The organism is Streptomyces sp. NPDC104367, from assembly GCF_055583825.1.
In genome coordinates this window covers 42,119-59,113 of the sequence record NZ_JBVJND010000043.1, presented here as the reverse complement: position 1 = coordinate 59,113, position 16,995 = coordinate 42,119, and the positions used below count along the sequence as shown (strand labels likewise).

The 16,995-nt window shown below is 69.5% G+C and carries 14 protein-coding genes; 13 read left to right on the top strand and 1 reads right to left on the bottom strand.

Annotated elements, in window-relative coordinates:
* The first annotated feature begins 325 nt into the window (after positions 1-325).
* The 9 genes from ACZ619_RS40610 to ACZ619_RS40570 all read left to right on the top strand — a co-directional run bounded on the left by ACZ619_RS40610 (position 326) and on the right by ACZ619_RS40570 (position 11,084).
* Entirely contained in the window at positions 326-1,216 is an 891-nt protein-coding gene (locus tag ACZ619_RS40610) for a phosphotransferase (protein ID WP_469610428.1), read from the top strand.
* 79 nt (positions 1,217-1,295) lie between these two features.
* A complete protein-coding gene (locus tag ACZ619_RS40605) occupies positions 1,296-3,191 on the top strand; it encodes an ATP-binding cassette domain-containing protein (RefSeq protein WP_469610471.1) in 1,896 nt (631 codons plus the stop codon).
* Positions 3,192-3,278: 87 nt separating this feature from the next.
* Positions 3,279-3,776 (top strand): NUDIX hydrolase, encoded by a 498-nt coding sequence (locus tag ACZ619_RS40600; protein ID WP_469610425.1) that lies wholly within the window; start codon positions 3,279-3,281, stop codon positions 3,774-3,776.
* Between the two features lie 91 nt (positions 3,777-3,867).
* Complete coding sequence (locus ACZ619_RS40595; protein WP_469610422.1) at positions 3,868-5,262, top strand: phosphotransferase; 1,395 nt, start codon at positions 3,868-3,870, stop codon at positions 5,260-5,262.
* 26 nt (positions 5,263-5,288) lie between these two features.
* Entirely contained in the window at positions 5,289-7,613 is a 2,325-nt protein-coding gene (fxlM, locus tag ACZ619_RS40590) for a methyltransferase, FxLD system (RefSeq protein WP_469610419.1), read from the top strand.
* A complete protein-coding gene (locus ACZ619_RS40585) occupies positions 7,610-8,788 on the top strand; it encodes a bifunctional class I SAM-dependent methyltransferase/NUDIX hydrolase (protein ID WP_469610416.1) in 1,179 nt (392 codons plus the stop codon). Before fxlM ends, ACZ619_RS40585 begins: the two co-directional genes overlap by 4 nt.
* 2 nt (positions 8,789-8,790) lie before the next feature.
* Entirely contained in the window at positions 8,791-9,627 is an 837-nt protein-coding gene (locus tag ACZ619_RS40580) for a hypothetical protein (RefSeq protein ID WP_469610414.1), read from the top strand.
* Positions 9,628-9,684: 57 nt separating this feature from the next.
* Positions 9,685-10,374, top strand: coding sequence for a hypothetical protein (locus ACZ619_RS40575; protein ID WP_469610412.1), 690 nt, complete (start codon positions 9,685-9,687; stop codon positions 10,372-10,374).
* Positions 10,371-11,084 (top strand): 2'-5' RNA ligase family protein, encoded by a 714-nt coding sequence (locus tag ACZ619_RS40570; RefSeq protein ID WP_469610410.1) that lies wholly within the window; start codon positions 10,371-10,373, stop codon positions 11,082-11,084. The genes ACZ619_RS40575 and ACZ619_RS40570 overlap by 4 nt, the downstream gene beginning before the upstream one ends.
* A 77-nt stretch (positions 11,085-11,161) precedes the next feature.
* On the opposite strand, the gene ACZ619_RS40565 is transcribed toward ACZ619_RS40570, so the two are convergent.
* Positions 11,162-13,159 (bottom strand): hypothetical protein, encoded by a 1,998-nt coding sequence (locus ACZ619_RS40565; RefSeq protein ID WP_469610407.1) that lies wholly within the window; start codon positions 13,157-13,159, stop codon positions 11,162-11,164.
* Between the two features lie 216 nt (positions 13,160-13,375).
* Here ACZ619_RS40565 and ACZ619_RS40560 point away from each other — a divergent pair, with 216 nt between their 5' ends.
* The 4 genes from ACZ619_RS40560 (at position 13,376) to ACZ619_RS40545 (ending at position 16,978) form a co-directional block, all read left to right on the top strand.
* Positions 13,376-13,897, top strand: a complete 522-nt coding sequence (locus tag ACZ619_RS40560; protein WP_469610404.1) for a DUF6624 domain-containing protein — start codon at positions 13,376-13,378, stop codon at positions 13,895-13,897.
* Between the two features lie 151 nt (positions 13,898-14,048).
* Positions 14,049-14,240 carry a hypothetical protein gene (locus tag ACZ619_RS40555; protein ID WP_469610401.1) on the top strand — a complete coding sequence of 64 codons (192 nt, stop codon included), beginning with the start codon at positions 14,049-14,051 and terminating at the stop codon, positions 14,238-14,240.
* Positions 14,241-14,290: 50 nt separating this feature from the next.
* On the top strand, positions 14,291-15,040 hold the full coding sequence (locus ACZ619_RS40550; protein ID WP_469610398.1) for a hypothetical protein: 750 nt from the start codon (positions 14,291-14,293) through the stop codon (positions 15,038-15,040).
* Positions 15,041-15,220: 180 nt separating this feature from the next.
* Positions 15,221-16,978 carry a hypothetical protein gene (locus tag ACZ619_RS40545; RefSeq protein WP_469610395.1) on the top strand — a complete coding sequence of 586 codons (1,758 nt, stop codon included), beginning with the start codon at positions 15,221-15,223 and terminating at the stop codon, positions 16,976-16,978.
* Positions 16,979-16,995 lie beyond the last annotated feature (17 nt).

The window sequence follows — 16,995 nt, the reverse complement described above, 5'->3', positions numbered from 1 at the left end:
ATCCGACTCAAACACGCGTGTTCGAGTCGGGCCGTCGGGTCGTTGTCCCGGACATCATCAGTCATCCCCAACACGGTTCAGATGGCGCGCTGTTGGCGACTACCAGGGACAGCCATGCCCCGGCAAGACGCCGTCGTCCCGCCGTGTTTTTGCTCGGCCAACCACCGGAGGACTCCATGAATACCGTCCCTGTACCGCCCCTCGCTCATCCCGTCCTCGCCCACCCTGGGGCCATCCGGGCAGTCCGTCGGAGCGACGTGACCAGCAGGGCCGTCAGTGCCTCGGCGTACGTCCTGGATACACAGCTGACACCGAGGTGGGGGGCATGACCGAGCAGCAACCACTGCCGTCGTCCGTCAGGGACTGGGCCGAGCGCACCCTGGGCACGTTCTCCACGGTGCGCGCCATCGTCACCGACCCGTTGCTCGCGCGCGCGTGGCACGTCGTACGGGCCGGTGACGGCGCCCGCTTCCACGTCAAGATCGCCCAGAACCCGCGGGCCTTCACCCGCGAGACGTTCGCCTACCGGCACGCTGTGCCCGCCCTCGGCCCCGGCGCGGCTCCACGTCTGCTGGCCACCTCCGCCCCACATCTGGCTCTGATCGTGACGACTCTGTCCGGCACGCCCCTTGCCCAGCTGCGGCTGAAGGAGGCCACACTCAAGACGGTCCACTGGCAAGCCGGATTCCTCCTCGCCCAGCTGCACCAAGCCGGACGGCGCACCGGCACCACGCCCCTCGACGCGCCGACGATCCTGTCCCGCCTGGCCGACGACGCAACGCGTCATCTCGACAACGCGGGCGACCGGCTGTCGGCAGATGAACAGAAACTTGTCATGAGCTACGCCGACCGGCTGCGCGTGGTGGGACGACTGCCCCTCGGCTTCATCCACGGCGGCAAACCGAGCACCAGCCTCTTCTGGTCCGCCGCCGCGCAACTGGCCTTGAGGAACTTCGAGTCGGCGCGGTTCGCCCCGGTCATCCTCGACTTCGTCGACCTGGCCTGCGGGCCCTGGATCACCCAGCCGCGCCTGCGCACAGCGTTCTTCACCGGCTACGGCCGCGCCCTCGGCCACGACGAACGAGTTGCCCTGCGCTGCCTGATGGCCTTCACCGCCGCACGTTCACTGGCCGAAGCCCGCGAGGTCGCCGACCGCGTGGCCGCGAATGCCGGCGAGGCTGTGCTCAACCGGGTCACGACCGAGGAGAGCTCGTGATGTCCGTACCGCCGCCGCGCTTCACCGCGGAGTCGTCACGCAGCCCGCACCGCGCGCGAGGAGGGACTCGGTGAGCGTCATGTCCCGGCCGGAACAGGCGAGCGGCGCGGTGGGGGCCGGCCGGGTGCCGCCCCCACCGCCCGTCGAGCTGCGCTATGGCGGCAAGTACAGCAAGAACCCTCTGGAGGAGGCTGCATTCGGGCAGATGGTCCGGCGGCTGCCGTCGGTGCTGGCGCGGACCGCGCGGATGGCATGGGCGATCGACCGCGTTGCCGTGCTGCTGCTGGCCGGCTGCCAGCTGGCCATCGGTGTCGGCTCCGCCGTCCAGCTGACGGCGACCGCGCACGCGATGCGTGCCGTCTTTGGCACCGGGGCGGTCGCCGACCGGCTTCACCACGCGCTGCCCGCCCTGGTCGTGATCGCGCTGGCGGCGATGACCGGGCGGACGGCGAGTGCGCTGTCCTCGTACGCGGATGGGCGGATCACGCCCCGGCTGACGACGGAGGCGGACAGTGCACTCGTAGCGGCAGTGTGCGGGATCGAAGCTGCGGCGCGCGCGGAGGACGGCTGTGCGGACCGGCAGGAAGCCGCGGAGATGGGGGTGGTCCGCAGCCACGTCATGATCCAGGACGCCAACAAGCTCACCGCCGCCGTGGTCCGCCTGGTCACCGCGAGTGGGGTCCTAGCCGTGCTGCACCCACTGCTGCTGCCCCTGCTGTTGCTCGCCGTCGTCCCCGCCGGCGTCGGCGCCGTCCTACACGCCCGGGTCACCTACCAGACCCACTACGCCAACATCGGCGACCGCAACGTACGCACCAACCTGCGCGGATGGGCCACCTCGGCCAAGTTCACCGACGAGATCCGCGCCAACACCATGACCGGCTACTTGACCTACTGGTACCGGGCCATTTCAGAGCGGATCGACGCGCGCACCCTGGCCGCGGCGCCCAAGATGCTGAAGATCAACCTGGCGAGCTCGGCGATCAGCGGAACCTTTCTCGTGGCGACCTGGGCCGCGCTGGCCTGGCTCGTGTCCACTGGGAGGATCGAGCCGGCGATCGCCGGTACCGCGGTCGTCGCCGTACAGACCACGCTCGGCGCCCTGTCCCAGCTGGTCATCAACGGCGCGGCCATGTTCCACACCTCGCTCTACCTCGCCGATTCGGACTCCTTCCTCGACTACGCCGCCCAACACGCCCCGATCCGGGGCCCGTTGACCGTAGACGGACCGCTGGAGAACATCACCGTGGAGGAGGCCGTCTACCGCTATCCCGGCAAGGAGAAGCCGGCCGTGGACGGTGTGTCCCTCACCGTGCGGCAAGGCGAGGTCCTGGCCCTGGTCGGGGAGAACGGCTCCGGGAAGTCCACCCTGGTGAGGCTGCTCGCCGGAATCTTCCTGGCCGACAAGGGCACAGTCCGCTGGAACGGCGAGAGCGTCACCGACCTGGACCCCGACAGTCTGTGGAAGGTGTCCGGGCTGGTGCCGCAGCACTTCGCGCAGTGGCCGCTGTCCGTGCGGGACAACGTCACCCTCGGCCAGCCCCAGGAGGAAGACGATCGCCTGGTGTGGGAGGCGCTGGAGGCGGTCGGCCTCGCCGAGGCCGTCCATGACCTCCCGGCCGGGCTGGACACGCTGCTCGCCCGTGAACTGTGGGGCGGCAGCGAACTCTCCGGCGGGCAGTGGCAGCGCCTGGCCTGCGCCAGGGCCCTGTACCGACGTGCCGGGCTGTTGATCCTGGACGAGCCGACCTCGGAGATGGATGCCCGCGGCGAGTACACCATCCTTCAGCAGATCAAGGCCCACGCCAGCGACTGCATCACGATCCTGGTGACGCACCAGCTGGTCAACTGCAAAATCGCCGACCGGATCCTCGTCATGAAAAGTGGCCGGATCGCGGAACAGGGCCCCTACGACGACCTTGCCGCCGGCGGCGGGCTCTTCTCGGAACTCCTGGCCCTGTCCACCGACCGCTGACACCCGGGGTGTCGCGCCGCTTCCGGGCCCGGCGCGGCGCCCCCTCCCCGTCAATATCCCGCCCGTCCACATGGAGGAACCCTCAATATGGCCGAGCCGCCCCCGGGCACCCCGCTTGCTGCCCTCCCCGTCCGCACCCCGGGCACCAGGACCGTAGCCAACATCGTCGGCGTGCACCTGTATGCGGAACGCGACGGTCACATCCTGCTCGGCATGCGCCATCCCGACTCCCCGTATGCGCCGTCGCACCACCACTTCCTGGCCGGGCACTGCGAACAGGAGTCCGCCATGGCCTGCCTGGTCCGCGAGGCCCAGGAGGAAGCCGGCCTCACCATCACGGCCGACGATGTCGAGTTCGTCCACGCTGTCCACGTCCTGGACGCGCCGGGCACCCAGCCGCGTCTGCAGCTCGTCTTTCGGGCGCGAGCGTGGTCGGGCGAGCCCCGCGTCATGGAACCGGACAAGTGCGTCAGCTGGGACTGGTGGCCCGTCGATGCTCTCCCGGAGCCCACAGTCGAGTACACCCGCGCCGCAATCGACGGCATCCGCCACGGCCGCCTCTACACCGAAATGGGCTGGACCTGACGTGTCATCCCGCGCCGCATCTGAAGACGACGACAACCACGGCGCTGACCCGCCACGCGAAGGACGCTCGGCGACTGGGCCGCGCAGCACCGTGAAGATCACGGAGTACACGCTGGCGGTCGACGTCCACATGTTCCTGCGCCAGCAGACTCCAAGCCCGCTGGTCCTGCTGTCCCGACGCGCGGGCCCCGTCTACGCGACGGGTATGTGGCACGCCCCGTCCGGCCGACTCGACGGCCCACACGAGGACGTGGTCGACGCGGTCATCCGCGAGACCCGTGAAGAGACCGGGGTTCTCGTCGACCGCCAGGACGTACGACCGACGGTCACCATCCACCACCGCGCACCCGGTGGCACGGCACGCATCGGGGTGTTCTTCGAAGCCCGGCGCTGGCAGGGCACCCCGCAGATCACGGAGCCGGACCGGTGCGACGCCATGGACTGGTTCACCCTGGATGCGCTGCCCGAGCCGATGGTGGCCTACTGCCGAGCGGGTATCGACGCCTACCGCGCCGGGGTCACCCTCGCCATGCACTTCCAGGAGAGCAACGACCCCATCGCCTACCAGCCGGCCAATGACCGGCTCACCCTCTCCACCAGTTTTCCCGCCGATGGCGCAAAGGGGCCGGAGGAGGCAGTGTGTGATTTCGTCGAGCGGGCGGTCGGCCCCATCGCCGCCTGGTCGGACCGCTCATGGCTCCGGCCGGAAAGCCGGGTATGGCGGGTCACCGGTGCACGCGGCGGCGCTTGGTACGTCAAGCAGCACCAGAACCATCGGTTCCATCAGCGTGAGGTACACGCCCTGCGGAACTGGACCCGTTCACTCGGCGCGTGTGCCCCGCGGCTCGTCGCGGTCGACGGCACGCAGCGGGTGGTGGTCCTCTCCGAACTGCCGGGGCAGCCCCTGCACGGACGGGTCCTCGCTCCCGAGATGGAGCGCGAGGTCTACCGGCAGGTCGGCGAACTCACTGCGCTGTACCACCAGGCAGCCGCTCCCGCCCCGGCTCCGCCACCAGGGCCCGGCAAACTCCAGCGCCACCTCGACGCCGCCCGGCCCCTGCTGGCCGACGGCGACGAGGACCTCGTGCTCACCCTGGCCGCCCTGCTTGACACCCGGACCGCCGACCCGTGGGTGCCGACCCTGGGCGACCTCCAGCCCCGCAACACGCTCATCACCACCACAGACGCCACGTCTCCCGCCTCCGTGCAGGTTGGGCTGATCGACTTCGAACGCAGTCAACTTGGCCCTGCTGTAAGTGACTTCGTCCGACTGGCCGACACCTGGCAGGGCCGGCCGGACCTGTACGAGGCGCTGTTCACCGGCTACGGCCGCCCCCTGACCGGCATGGAGCGCCAACGCCTGTGCTGTGAAGCCGCGTTGGACGCAACGAGCGGCATCGCCTACGGCCGCGGCCACGACGACCCCGAACTCATCGAACGCGGACTGCGCACCCTGCGCGCCCTGCGCACGCACACCTTCATCTGACCCGATCCTGGCAAGGAGCCTTCCCGGTGGCCTTCACCACGCCCGACGAGTGGGACGCGCACTACACGAGCGGCAAGACCTTCCGGCCTCTCAGCGACGCCGAGCGCCAGCTGCTGGCCGAGCACGCTCCGGCCCCCGACCAGGGACTCGCTCTGGAGGTGTGCTGCGGGCTGGGGGAACTCGCCCGCCACCTCGCCGCCACCGGTTACACCGTCGACGCCATCGACTTCGCCCCCGAAGCCCTCACCCTCGCCCACACCCAAACTCCCGCTCTCACGCCCCGGGCAGTCACCTACCTGGTGCACGACATCGAGCGAGACGGCACCGAGGGCCTGCCCCACACGGCGTACGACCTGATCACCATCCGTCTGGCCTGGGCTTTCGTCGGCGACCGGACACGCGTGATGAACCGGCTACGGGAACGCCTGCGCCCCGGTGGCGCACTCGTCGTCATCACCCCCGTCACCGCGAACGTCCCCGCAGACCGACGCAGCATCGCCCTGGACGAGGACGAACTCGCGGTGCTGGGCGAGGGCTGGCAGACCGCCGAACGCCACGACGCCGACGGGCTCGCTGTCCTCGTCCTGCGCGCCCCCTCCCCCACCCGCCCAACATGTACGGAAAAGGGGGAGCCCGCCTCCAACTGCCTCATCAGCGGCGGCGCCGTTGTCACCGACCAAGCGGGGCGGATCCTGCTGGGCTGGTCCGCACGGCACGGCGTCTGGGAGCTGCCCGGCGCAGGGCAAGACGCCAGCGCGGACTTCCTTCATGACGCTGTCCAGGCAGTTCAGGAAGAGACCGGCCTCACGGCGGATCCGGCCGGGGCCCGGCTGCTGGCCCTGTTGACGGACACCGTCCACGGTGTCCCGCGCCTGACCGCAGCGGTCCGCATCACCTCCTACGAGGGCAAACCGGCGGCCAGGCAGCCGGACGTGATCAGCCGCTGGGAGTGGCACGAGGTCGCCGACCTGCCTCATCTGTCACAGCCGCTGTTCACGCCGAGCACCCAGGTCATCGACACCGTCTGGCCCGGCCTGCTGGCCGGGCTGCCGCCCGTGAACCGCTACCCCGTCACCGTGCCTGTACCGCCTGGGGCTGCCCGGCAGAACGAGGAGGCTGCCGGGCTGCGAGCGGTGATGACCGACCGGCTGATCGACGCCGACTGGGTGGACGGCGGCGATGCGATCGAGGCCGCCTTTTTGCGTGTGCCCCGGCACCGCTTCCTGCCCGGCTTCAGCCTTATCGACGCCTACGACCCCTTCCCTGTGGGGGCAGCCGTCACCAAACGCGACTCGGCCGGCCGTGCCACCAGCAGCGTCTCGGCGCCCTGGCTGCAGGCCGACATGCTCCGTGACGCCCGCCTGCGGCCCGGCGACACGGTGATCGAGATCGGCTCTGGCGGCTACAACGCCGCCCTCGCTCAAGAAATCGTCGGCCCCGACGGCAGGGTGACGAGCATCGACATCGACCCCTGGGTCACCGAACGTGCCCGCCGCTTCCTTGACGACACCGGCTACCACCACACCCGCGTCCACTTCGGCGACGGCGAGCAGGCTCCGGCCGAACTCGCCGCCCCCGGCAGCGTGGACGCCGTCATCGTCACCGTCGAAGCCCGTGACATCCCGCCCGCCTGGACCAGCTGCCTGACCGACGGCGGACGCCTGGTCGTCCCCCTACGCACCCACGGATACACCTGGTCCATCCCCTTCACCCACCACAACGGAGTACTGACCGCCGACCGGTTCGAGGTGTGCGGATTCGTCCCCCTGCAGGGACCCGGCTACCGCGAGGACCACATCATCCGGCTGCGCGGTGGTGAGATCACCGTCCGGTTCGCTGACGGCACCCCAACCGACACCAGCCGTCTGGAAGCGGCCCTCGCCATGCCGCGCATCGAACGTTGGACCGGCGTCACCATGCCCGGCAAGACGCCGTTCGACATGCTCATGCTGTGGCTGGCCACCCACCTCGGTACCGGGTTCGCCCGCCTCGCCGTCGACAAGGACCTCGACACCGGCCTGCTCACCCGGCCCGACGGCTGGGACGCCGCCACCCTCGTCCGCGACGACACCCTCGCCCACCTCCTGATGCACAGGCTGGACGACCCCCAACCTGGCAGCAGCCTCTGGGAGTTCGGCATCCACGCCTACGGCCCCGCCGCCGACCGCCTCGCCGACATCATGGCCGACTGCGTCACCGCCTGGGACCGCACCGCCCGCCACACGACCCCCACTCTCACCGTCCACCCCGCGGATGCCCCCGACCCCGCCGAAACGAGCCCCCAGGTGATCACCAAGCGCCACGCCCGCCTCGTCTTCACCTGGCCGACCAAAGACAGAGACACGGCATGACCAATACTCCGGAGTCGGCCAACAGCAGCGCGTGGACGACGTACGGCGCCCACCACCTGCTGCGCGGCACCCAGCCGGCGGAGGTCGACCGCATCGACTGGGGCCCCGACGGCGCCGGCCCGGGCGACCAGCCGCTCGGTGACCTGGCCGGTAAGCGGGTGCTCGATCTCGGCTGCGGCACCGCACGACACGCCGCCCACCTCGCCCGCGTCCACGGAGCACGGGTGGACGCCGTCGACGCCTCGGCCCCGCAGATCGAGCGTGCCCGCGCCCGCTACCACCGGTTACCCGGGCTCACTCTGACCGTCGCGGACGCCGTTGCGCACCTGCAGACCTGCGCACCGTACGACGTGATCTACTCCGTCCACGCCCTCCCCTACATCGACCCGCACCGCCTCCTGCCTGCCCTGGCCACCGCCCTCAGGCCCGGGGGCCGTCTCGTCTTCACCGTCCTGCACACCAATTCTCTCGGCTGCGGGCCGGGCACCTCTGTGACCGCGCGGCCGGAGACCTTGCGCCTGGCCGGGGGCGACGACGTGACGGTGCAGATGTGGGTCCTCAGTTCCGCGCTGTGGCAGGACCTCCTCGTCCAGTACGGGCTTGAGGTGGAGAAGGTCACCGTCCTGGACACACCCGAGGCGACCAACCACGCTTCCTACCGGCTCTTCGAGGTCCGCAGGCCAAAGCGGATCCGCTCCCGCCCGCGCACCGGTCTGCCACCCCACGCACATGCGGCACTCGGGGTCGGCGCCGTCCTGAGCGGTCCGGACGGCGTGCTGCTGGGCCGGCACCGACGCGGCACGTGGGAGCTTCCAGGCGGACGCGCCGAGCCCGGCGAATCGCTCCAGCAGGCGGTCGTGCGCGAACTCATGGAGGAGACCGGGCTGGTCGCCGATCCAGCCGATGTGCGGCTTGTGGGGACGCTGCTGGACAGCGTGGGCGGCGTGGTCCGCATGACGGTCGGTGCCGTCGTCACCCGCTGGCACGGCGAGCCCGCCGACCAGGACGGCGAAAGCGTCGGCACCTGGCGCTGGTGGCCCCTCGATGCCCTGCCCAACGGCCTGTTCGTGTGCAGCGCGCAGATCCTCACCGCCTGGCAGCCCAAGCTACCCATCGACCATCCGCCTGCAGTCCTCAACCCCTTCGCCGACCGGCCACTGAATTCCGGAGAATAATCATGAGTTTGACCGTGATGAGTCTGAACGCCCAAATAGGCGCTCAGCACGACGGCCGCTGGGCCCACCAGACTCGCCTGGTGCGCGGCATCGATCCCGCGCTTGTGATGCTGCAGGAAGTGGACTGGCTCGCCGACCCCGTAGCAGCCGAAGCCGCCCGCGAGGCCCTCGGCATGAACCTGTACGTGGCTCCGTCGAGGATGTTCAACACCGCGATCGCCTGGAACCCTGATCTCCTGGAACTGCAAGACACCGAGTCCCGGTACAGCACCACGGATCTGCACCACGGTTACGCACTGGCTCTGTTCACTCCACTCGGCACCGGCACGCGATGGCCGGTTCCCCTGACCGTCCTCAGTACCCATCTGACGCCGTTCGCCGCGGACCGCGCCGGCGCGGAAGCGCAACTCGTCGTCAACCGCGCCTGGCGCTACGGGGGCATCGGCCTCGTCGGCGGCGACATCAACTACCAGGGCCTGACCGATCCGGAGCCCGACTGGCCCACCCTCCAGCCCCACCACCGTGTCTCGCGGTGCCTGCGCCGCGAACATCCCGACGACCCCTGGCGCGGCAACCCCGTCGTCGGGCAGACCTTCCGTGACGGCGAGTTGACCGACGTCGCGGCCCACCTGGCCGTTCTCCACCAGGACCGAGCATTCCTGGCGCCGACGGCCAGCGAGTTCCTGCGGGTGGATCAGTTCCATGTCACGCCGGCGCTTCGCCCCACGATCGTGGACTACCAACTCGTGGACACCGGTGACTTCACCGATCACAGCGGCATCCTCGCCACCTTCGATCTGGACCGGACCGACCACTCTGCCGGCCGCGCATACACCTGAGCCGCAACTGCAACGGCTCCCCACCCCTTGCCAGAGCTTCGAAAGGACACCGTCGCCATGAGACGGTTCATGAGCCGCTCCCGCAGGTGGGCCCCCGACGGTGCACCGGAGGAAGACTGGATCCGGCCACACGTGCTGTGGCTGCCGGACGGTCAGCTGCAGGTCGCGGCCTACTTCGCCCGCATCCGCGCGACCCTCGCCGACTATCCGGACATCATCACTCCGGTCGCCGACCCCGACCTCCACATGACACTCCAGAAGATCGAGAGCCACGACACCGACGGGCAACGGGTGAACGAGCAACGGCTGCGCCGTACCGCGCCCCTCATCCAGGAAGAACTCGCTCACCTGGCGCCGCTCGATATCCAGATCGGACCGCCCCGCACCTCGGCCTCCGCCGCTCTAGTGGACGTCGGACCGGACACCGCCCTGCACGAGGTCTACCTCGCCGTACGGGCCGCACTGCTCGCCGCCAACCTGAACCTGCCGCCCGCAGCCGACCTGTTCTGGGGACACCTGACCGGCGGCTACGGCCTGCAGGACACCGACACCCCCGAGCTCGCCGCCCGCTCGGACCGCCTCGCCTCCCAACTCGGGCGCGGCCTACGCCCTGGCAGCCGGACCGCTGCCACGCTCTCTTCCGTCTGGCTCGTCCTGGAGAAGCAAGACCCCCGGTCCAACACCTACACCTTCCGGCGCGTGCAAGAGATCCCTCTCGGCCGCCCCAGACAAGGAAGCAACGTATGAAGCCGTTCGTCCCGGTCTTCCGGAACCGGCCGTGGCAGTCCGGTGTTTCCGTGCTGCACCTGTACGTCGTCCCCGACCCGGCTGTGGACGCGGAGTTCGTCGACCTCGTCGCCACGTGCCGGACCGCCATGCAGGGGTATCCGATCTGGTGCCTGCCCGACGGCCTCGTGCACATCACCATCGAGATGGACGCCGCGGCCCCCAGCGAGCAGATCTCCGCCGGCCAGCGTGCCCGTCTCATCTCCGCCCTCACGGCCCGGCTCAGCGAGATCGAACCCTTCACGGTGCTGTGCGGTTCGCCGATCGCGAACCGCTCGGGCGCTGTCCTCGACGTCCATCCCGACCAGGGGCTTGGCGCCCTGCGGAACGTGTCCCGGGCCGCCCTGTGGGAGGTACACGATTCCCCAGCGATCGCGCATGAAGGCGGCCGCCCCCACGCATCCCTGGGCTACGCCTACGGCACCGCCGACTCCGACCCCCTCCAGAGCGCCCTGCGCAAAATCAGCCCGAGCCACGCCCCACTCAGGGTGTCTCATCTTCACCTGCTCGACGTGTGCTGGACCGCCCACCCTGCACCGGACGGCGGAGACCGGTGGGAAATGTCCTGGGAGACCGTCGTTGTACTCCCCCTGGGAACAGCAACATCCAGCACAGCAGGAACCGAACTGAAGCCGAGTCGTCCTTCATCCGCGGAAAGGACGATTCCATGACCACTGCCGCTGCCGGTGTGAAGAGCGTGCCCAGCAGGGTTCGCTCCGCCCCGGCCCGCTCCCGTGAGAGTTCGCTGTCAGTGCAAGGTGTCGGTGAAGTCTCCGCTTGGCGGGGGCCAGGTGGGCACGACAGCCCGGATGATCGCACCGAGGGTGGCCCAGTCACACAGAGGATCAGACCGATGGGCGAGCAGATCCGCGACCCGGTGGACTTCCACTGCCACCCCCTTCTCGCCCTCAGCTCTATGCATGGCTTCCAGCCCGTCGAATTCGACATCAGTCAACTCCAGTGCGAAGCACTGGTGTTCGGCGACCAGGAGACCGGACTCAAGGCGGACACCCACACCACGCAGCCGGTCCGTGCCGATCGTCAGGCCCAGACCGGCGGCCAGCGTCCGCAGAGCCGCGCCGCGGTCCTGTTGAAACCACTGATGGGCGCTGCTCACATCCACGCCTGGCAGCCGGAGCGGAAACAGCGCCGGCCCGGTGCTCAGCGTGCTCGGGTCCGCGCCGTTGGGGTGACGCCACAGGACGACCTGGCTGTCGGTCCATGTCGGCCTCCGTCGAAAAGCGGCGAGGCTGAGCACGCCAGCGCGGCCGACGACCAGTTCATCAGTGATGGAGTCGTTCTGGTGGCGGATCCGGGCGGAGATGGCCCACCAGGTGGCCGTGTCCTCGGGGCGACCAGCATGCTGCCATGTCCAGTCGACCGTGGCGTCCTCAAGGAGCAGGCGGTTGGAAATCAAGGCCGTCGTCCATCGGTGGTAACCGGAACTGCGGGCCACTCTCAGAGGCACATGCCGCTGTCCCCCCTTGCGTTCCAAGCCCCGGCCCAGGCGAGTGAGCACCGCCGCCGCGGCATCGGCCGGAGTCCGCGCCACCGGTACCGCATGCCGCCCCGCCCACCGCGCGGTCGCCTCATCCGGGGCGGCCATCTGCAAAACCAGCCGGTCACACGCAGTTCCGGCGTCCAACGATGGCTGAGCCGGAACGCCATCCGGGGACGGGAGCCCGGTGCTGATGATCGCGTCGGCCCACGTGTACGCATCATTGAGCCACTGGCGATGTTCCGGCGGTACCAGCCGGCCATCGGGCCGTTGGGGGACGAGAACGGCCAGACGTCCTCGCGCTGGGGGCCAGCCGCCGTCCAACGCCGTGATCACCTCGCGCTGCCAGGATCCGGCAGGCTCCGCGTCAGCCAGCAGCACGGCCCCGGCCCATTCCATGGGCATCGGCTGGCCCGCATACACCACCGCGAAACGCCGGTCCCACTCCGGCAGCGCCATGATGTCCGTAGCTGCGATGTCCGCCCGTCCCCAGCGGTCGTCGAAGCTGACGGTGAAGGAGACCGGGGGCTCCCGGCACAAACGTTGCTCGTCGTCGGTGCTCCAGGTGACCGCGGCCACCTTCCCGCTGCGTCCCTTGTGTACTCCTTCGGTCACCAGCACCTCGCGGAACAGAGAGATCGCGCCGCTGGCCAGCAGAAGCATCCGGTCGAGCACCTGCACCAGGTGCTGCACGCTGTTCTCGAACACCGTCCTGCCGGACGGCCTGTATCCCCGGTCAAGGCCCGATGCGTCGTAGGCGGCCAACTCGTCCGAGGTCAGGGTGTCCTCGTAGAGAACACCATGCGGCGCCTGGAGGGCGGCCCATCGCCGCCAGATCCGCCCCTCCAGGGGAACGGGCCCCGTAAAGGGGCCGCGCTCCCGGAGGACGGCCTCGATGTCGCCCCGGAGCAGCTCCTCCACATCCGAGCGGCCGGTGAACTGGCCTTCTTCATCGACGAGTTCATCGATCCGAATGCGCCTGGCCTCCGCGCGCCCGCCCTCCACCGTGTCGGGGACCTGGTCCAGCGGGCCGGGCAGTACAGCGGTCAGGGCCTCGTGCAGGCGGCCTGGATCACCCAGCCGGTAGCGCACCGCCCAGAGGGAAATGGCGTCGACCGTCGCCCCCTCTTCGGCAGCCGCCAGGGCATACACCAGTGCAAGAACATCCCGGTCATCCACGGCAACGCCCCTGAGTTGACCGGCCCGTTCACAGGCCGCGTCCCAGTGCGCCGCAATGCGGTTCGCCATGCCCGGATCCTAATCACCAGACGAACACACAGCCACGGGACTGCGCGACGGCCCGCCACAGATACTGAGCCGCTTCGTCGCAGCACGGGACATCCTCGCCCCGGACACCAGCAGCCGGCGTCCGAGCAGGGCACCGCTCCCCGAAATCCCGTACGGCGCCTTACCGCCGGCCGCCGCACCTGCCGGCGCTTTTCCTCATTCAACGTACTGGCCGAAGTGACGAACGAGAAGAACTGGCTCACGATGAACCGCGACCTCGCCGCCGAGCTCCACCGCCGCGCCGAAGAAGACCAGGCCGCGCGCCGCCTCGCGGCCAAGACTCAAGACGGACAAGAGATACTCCGAATCGACGCCGACAACACTGCCTGGCTCAAGGCGGTCATCGCCGAACACGGCTGGCCGGGGGTTGCGTTGGTGGGTGAACAGGGTGCCGAAGATGCATGGCTACTTGCTCAGCACGCCGACCGCGACCCTGCTTTCCAGCGCCAGACCCTCGAACTCCTGGAGGCTGCGGTTGCGGCCGAAGACGCCGCTCCCAGCCAACTCGCTTACCTCACCGACCGAGTTCTGATTGCAACCGGCGAACCCCAGGTGTACGGAACGCAGTACATCGCCGACCCGGACGGCTCGAATCTACGCCCGCACCCCGTGGCCGACCCTGGCCGGCTCGATGAACGGCGCGCTGCGATGGGGCTGGGACCGGCGGCGGAATACGACCAACGCATGCGGGATTCCTGACCGCCGGCCGACCTCAGCACGGTGCCGCCAGCCCGTCCTATAGACAGCGCCCCGCAGGTAACCGTCACTTGCGGATGCATCTGGCCGCCTCGACGGCACCGGCACCAGCAACCGGGGGACAGCCTCGGCAGCGTCTGACTACATTGGGATCATGGGCGACTACACGGTGCACGTCGAGATGACTCGGAATCTGAGCCTCACGCGGCTCACCCGCGAAGGCTCGCCCTCCGGTGCCGCTCAGGGCATGTTCCACCTGCCCACGCAGGTACGGATCACCGACCGCTACAACCCCCGCACAGCTGAAGAGATGCTCCACTCCGCGACCCATCTGCGGGGCGAGTAGTTCCGGAGTACTGTGATCCGATCAGAAGCTGGCGGGCAGAGGAGTCGGGGATGACGCAGCGGCCCGAGTCGCCCCACCGTCTGTCAGCGCTGTACGAATGGCACCTGCCATATGCCTGGATAGTCGCCACGGTAGGAGGCGGTGCCGCCGACACTCCGGCCGTCGGCCTTGAGATCCACGAGGACTCGGCGCAGGTCGACAGGGACTGGCCCGACACCGCCTACGCGTCCACGCTGGTCACCCTGCCTCCGCCCTGGCCGGTGCTTGCGGCCCGGATCCCGGCTCGCGGACCGGGCGCCTGGAACGCCGACGACTACCGGCAAGCCTGTGATGCATGGGAAGCCGAGGACAAGGCGCAGTCCGTGGCCGACCACATCGCAGCCCCGGCCGCAGGAGAGGAACCCCACCTCCTGATACGACGGCTCCTGGACCAGCACCAGGCCAAGGCCAGCGTCACCGTGGTCGACGGGCCCCGCACCGTCGTCGGGCTGAACTTCGGCGGGGACTCCGGAGCAGCGTTCGGATTCACCGCTCGCGTCACGGCCGAGGCACAGGTCACTCCTGCGCCCACGGTCCGGGCCCTGTACGGGTCCGCGTTGACCGCTTGGTGGCTGGACTGGCACCGGCGGACAGGACAGCCACCCACGATCACGATCGGTTCCGCCGACCCGCTGGTCGTGCCGTGGCCGACCGAGTTCAGGATCGACCTGCCTGGCACGGCGCCGCACTGGATCCGTCTGCAGCACATCACACCGGCCGCTTGGGGGCGCCGCGATCAGGGCAGCCGGCAGGACGCGTGAGCGGGCCGTCACCCGCCCGGTACGGCGAGAGCGAGGCGATGCCCGGATGTCGGCCATAGCTCCACCGCACGTCGCAAGGCGAGGGTCTGCGGTCGGACCTTGGTCTCCAATGCTGTTCGGTCCGCGTGAGAGCATCCGCCTGGGAGACAGCGGAAGTTGCCAGCTGGAGGAAGGCGCGGTATGACGGGGCAGTGGGGTCTGGCGGTCTCCAGGGCGCAGCAACTGGCATCCGCCACCTTGACCGTCACCGACAACAACTGGGAGCACACCGGCACCCGTAACGTGCTGGCCATCGCCCTTGCGGCGCTGGGCCGCCAGAATGGCGGTGGTGTGGAGGCGGTGACGCTCGGGTCACTGTTGTGGCATCTGTCGCGCCCGGACGGCGGTGTCCGGCAACTCGCCACCCTTCTGGTCGGCGAGGACCTGGCCCTGTCCACGGATGCGGATCCCGCCACGGTGAGCAACCGCAGCGATCCGCCGGTCGCCACCTGGCTGTGGCTGACCCGCACCTGGCCCACCGACCCCCACCAGCCCCTTTCGAAGGAGCGATGGGATGGAATGACGCGCGGTCTGGCACGCGATTCCGCGGAACCGGCCGTCATGGTCTGCCATGGCCTGGTCATGGACGCGGTCTGCCACGCTCTGGAAGAGGAGCTGCACCGTCCCCTGGCGGCCGGCACCGAAGTACGGGGCGTTGGCGGGGAGTTCGACGGCCTCACCGGTGCGGTGATCGCCCCCGCCTGGTACTTCGACGACGAACGGCGCGACCTGTCGGGCGGCCCCCTGCCACACGGCTACGAGGTGCAGCTGTCCGAGCCCACTGCCGACAACACCGTGAACATCATCTGGCGCACGACGGCACTGCAGGTCGTCCTGGACGAACAGGCGTGGGAGGCGACCCACCGCAGCGCCTACGGTCTAGATGCCTGGACGCGGGCCGAGCGCCAGGCATGGGTCCTGACCCGGCGGCACATCGGCTACGACGCGGACGACCTGGACCTGTATGCCTCCGATGTTTCCTCCGCCCCTGAGGCGGTGAGCGAGCGGGAATACACGTGGCTGCCCGCGAGCCAGCTTCTGGCGCTGGCCGTGTGGCGTGCGGCCCGCCATGAGGGGCTGCTGGTCGACGACGTGGATCTGGCCCGGCCGCTGTGGTGGCTAGGCGGCGCGCTCCACGAACGTCTCTTCGCCGGCCCGCTTCCCGCCTGCGATTCCGCTGCCGTCACGGGCTCTTGGGAAGAGCTGCGGGAGCGGGAGGAAGAACTGTTGGAGGCGGCCCGACGGATCGCGACGTGGCATCAACTCCGCGACCTGCACGACAACCATGCACTGCGCGACACCCAGGACGCCACCAGCCTGCAATCCCCGCCGCTGCTGCTGGGCGACCGCTGCCGGGACCTGATGTCCGGACCGTTCCGTGACGGGCACCCGCCGCGGTGGCAGCCCGCCGTCGACTACGCCACCGAGGCCGTCGCCGGCGCACTGCGCCAACTACACGCCGGAGAGTGGAAACCCCAGGCCCAGGCCCGGCAGGCAGCGGCCGAACTGCTGCCCACACTCCAGGCGCCTCCCGACATCCCCGAACTGCCCGCCCACATCAGCCAGCCGGCCTGGATCCAGCGGGCCCTGCGGATCGGACACCTGCACGCCACAATCCGAACCGTCCAAAAACACCACAAGGGCGAGGCCGAACTCGACATCCACCCTGCGCAGCCCCTTGGCCTGGCCATCGGCCTGGTCAGAAACGCCCTGGACAACAGCACGCCAGCCCTGTCCGGTCTTGAAGCGGAGTGGGTACACCGGCAGGACGACCTGGCCCGGTGGGAACGCGCCCACCTTCCCCTCGCGCTGCGTGCCTACATTCGCGCTCTAGAAGAGCTCGCCTCCGCACTGGGCACTCTGTGCTTCGACCTGAACACCGGCCAATCCAGCCGCTAGACACACCACCCGACCTG

Coding starts and splice junctions, on each gene's coding strand:
- ACZ619_RS40610 (WP_469610428.1), top strand. CDS start 326: ATGACCGAGCAGCAACCACTGCCGTCGTCCGTCAGGGACTGGGCCGAG.
- ACZ619_RS40605 (WP_469610471.1), top strand. CDS start 1,296: ATGTCCCGGCCGGAACAGGCGAGCGGCGCGGTGGGGGCCGGCCGGGTG.
- ACZ619_RS40600 (WP_469610425.1), top strand. CDS start 3,279: ATGGCCGAGCCGCCCCCGGGCACCCCGCTTGCTGCCCTCCCCGTCCGC.
- ACZ619_RS40585 (WP_469610416.1), top strand. CDS start 7,610: ATGACCAATACTCCGGAGTCGGCCAACAGCAGCGCGTGGACGACGTAC.
- ACZ619_RS40580 (WP_469610414.1), top strand. CDS start 8,791: ATGAGTTTGACCGTGATGAGTCTGAACGCCCAAATAGGCGCTCAGCAC.
- ACZ619_RS40575 (WP_469610412.1), top strand. CDS start 9,685: ATGAGACGGTTCATGAGCCGCTCCCGCAGGTGGGCCCCCGACGGTGCA.
- ACZ619_RS40570 (WP_469610410.1), top strand. CDS start 10,371: ATGAAGCCGTTCGTCCCGGTCTTCCGGAACCGGCCGTGGCAGTCCGGT.
- ACZ619_RS40565 (WP_469610407.1), bottom strand. CDS start 13,159: ATGGCGAACCGCATTGCGGCGCACTGGGACGCGGCCTGTGAACGGGCC.
- ACZ619_RS40555 (WP_469610401.1), top strand. CDS start 14,049: ATGGGCGACTACACGGTGCACGTCGAGATGACTCGGAATCTGAGCCTC.
- ACZ619_RS40550 (WP_469610398.1), top strand. CDS start 14,291: ATGACGCAGCGGCCCGAGTCGCCCCACCGTCTGTCAGCGCTGTACGAA.
- ACZ619_RS40545 (WP_469610395.1), top strand. CDS start 15,221: ATGACGGGGCAGTGGGGTCTGGCGGTCTCCAGGGCGCAGCAACTGGCA.